General features: G+C 59.2%; 3 protein-coding genes. 2 read left to right on the top strand and 1 reads right to left on the bottom strand.

All coding sequences use genetic code 11. The annotated features are described in order from the left end of the window. The coding region (locus tag QVP03_RS08300) for an ArnT family glycosyltransferase (RefSeq protein WP_288210713.1) at nt 1–1291 on the top strand (1291 nt) is incomplete at its 5' end. Then, nucleotides 1288–1656: a GtrA family protein gene (locus tag QVP03_RS08295; protein ID WP_022333032.1), complete on the top strand. Its 369-nt coding sequence runs from the start codon at nt 1288–1290 to the stop codon at nt 1654–1656. The genes QVP03_RS08300 and QVP03_RS08295, both read left to right, overlap by 4 nt. A 91-nt stretch (nt 1657–1747) precedes the next feature. Here the strand turns inward: QVP03_RS08295 and QVP03_RS08290 are convergent. Beyond that, the coding region (locus QVP03_RS08290; RefSeq protein WP_288210712.1) for a glycosyltransferase at nt 1748–2322 on the bottom strand (575 nt) is incomplete at its 5' end.

Raw genomic sequence — 2322 nt, 5'->3', positions numbered from 1 at the left:
GCTGTTCCTGCTGACATTCAAGTGGTTCTCCGAGAACCGGCGTTGTGCATGGCTCTGGATGGGGGTTGCCATGGCGCTGATGGCTTACAGCAAATACCACGGGGCGCTGGTCGTACTCTTCGCGCTTGCGGCGACCCCCCCCCGTCTGTTCCTGCGTCCGACCCTATATCTCAGCGGCGCGGTAGCGCTGTTGCTGCTCGTGCCGCATTTCGTGTGGCAGTACGAGCACGACTGGGCCTCGCTGGCCTATCATCTGGCGGGGCGTAATTCGGTGTTCCGGCCCAATTATGTCGCCGAATACCTGCTCAACCTGCTGGTGGTCTTCAATCCCTTCTTCGTGCCGTTGTACGTGAAGGCCTGGATCGCCGTGAAGCCGCAAAACGCCGTCGAACGTGCGCTGAAGTTTATCCCCGTGGCGTTCATCGTTTTTTTCCTGCTCTCGACATTTCGCGGTTACGTGCAACCCCAATGGGTGATCGTCGCCGTTTTCGGCCTGATCTATACGCTTTTCACCTATGCCCGCCGGCATTCCCGCACGCGGCGTTACCTGATGTGCGCCGGGCTGGCGACCGTTTTGCTGGTCGGTCTGGTACGTCTCGAAATGATCTTCAATCCGCTGGGCCTGCGTTTCGAGGTCTTCGACAATCCTGCGAGCTACGGCCGGATCGCCGGGATCGCCGACGGCCGCCCCGTCGTTTTCCGCCATGGCTATGCCGTCGCGGCCAAATACGCCTTCTATACCGGGGGCGAGGCCTACTGCCAGCCCAATATCCGCTACCGTACGCACCAGTGGCAGTTCCGCGATGACGATACGCGCTTCGCGGGACACGAGGTGCTGGTCGAAACGCCTTACGACGGGGCGGATACCACGGGCCGCGTCCGGAGCGTCGTGTTGCCCAACGGCAAACGTTTTTCGTGGTTCGTCGACCCGCATTTTCATCCGACGCGCCTGGTGGATATTGCCTTTACGGGGCTGCCCGAACAGGTCGTTGCGGGCGATACGCTGCGTTTGACGCTGCGCATCTCGAACCCCTATCCCTATGCGATTGGGGTCTGCGGGGATCGGTCGCTCGTGATGCTCTGGAAGCACGGTCGCTTCCGCGTCGAGGAATTCGATACGGGGGAGCATTTCAATATCCCGGCCGGGGATACCATCACGCGCGAGGTGCGGTTCGTCGTCCCGGAGCAACTCTCCGGCGCCGGTTTCGATGCCGGTTTCGCCCTGCGCCGCGATGGGTATACGAATTGGTTTAACGGGAAACCTCTCCGCACGGAAGTCGTCGCACCATGATCCAGCAGTTCATCAAATTCTGTGTCGTCGGAGGTTCGGGGGTCTTCATTGATTTCGGGATCACTTACCTTTGCAAGGAGTGGCTGCGCCTGAACAAGTACCTGGCCAATTCGCTGGGGTTCCTCTGTGCGTCGACCTCGAACTATGTCCTGAACCGCATCTGGACGTTCCATAATGAAAACCCCGACATTGCCGGGCAATACCTCCGTTTCCTCGGTATCGCAGCCGTCGGGCTCGTGATCAACAACCTCACGATCTATCTGCTGCACGAACGCTGGAAACTGAATTTCTACCTGGCTAAATTATTTGCCATCGGGGTAGTCACCTTCTGGAATTTCTTCATGAACTATTTCTTTACGTTTTGATTTCCGGGGTGCTCGGATTCCGCTGTAAAGTATGTATGCATAAATGCCAGCCTCCCGGGAGGCTGGCGTCCGTATTCCTGCCGGATGGCTGTCACTGCCTTTTCGCGCTTCTGATCGAACGGAACGGGAGTCCCAGCACGCCGAAGAACGCTTCGCGGAAGATGCCGCCGCTCATTTTCGAGGTGCCTTCGCGGCGTTCGACGAAGATGATCGACACCTCCTTGAGTTTGAGTCCCAGCCGCCATGCCGAGTATTTCATCTCGATCTGGAACCCGTATCCCTTCATCTTCACGGCGTCGAGGTCGATCGTCTCCAGCGCATGGCGCGAGTAGCAGACGAACCCCGCCGTCGCATCGCGCAGGGGCATGCGGGTCACGATGCGTACGTACATCGAAGCGAAGTAGGACATCAGCAGACGCGACATCGGCCAGTTCACGACGTTCACGCCCTGCACGTAACGCGAACCGACCACCACGTCGTTCCCTTCGGCCGCAGCCTGGTACAGCCGTACCAGATCGTCGGGATTGTGCGAGAAGTCGCAGTCCATTTCGCAGATATAGTCGAACCCGTTGTCCAGTCCCCAGCGGAACCCCGTCAGATAGGCCGTGCCCAGCCCCTGCTTGCCGCTGCGTTCCAGCAGGTGCAACGTCGCAGGGAATTCCTGCT

Origin of the sequence: Alistipes sp. CAG:29, from assembly GCF_000435435.1 — a bacterium.
Lineage (GTDB): Bacteria > Bacteroidota > Bacteroidia > Bacteroidales > Rikenellaceae > Alistipes > Alistipes onderdonkii.
The sequence above is the reverse complement of the archived record's forward strand: the minus strand, read 5'-3'. Positions and strand labels throughout refer to the sequence as shown.

Coding starts and splice junctions, on each gene's coding strand:
- QVP03_RS08295 (WP_022333032.1), top strand. CDS start 1,288: ATGATCCAGCAGTTCATCAAATTCTGTGTCGTCGGAGGTTCGGGGGTC.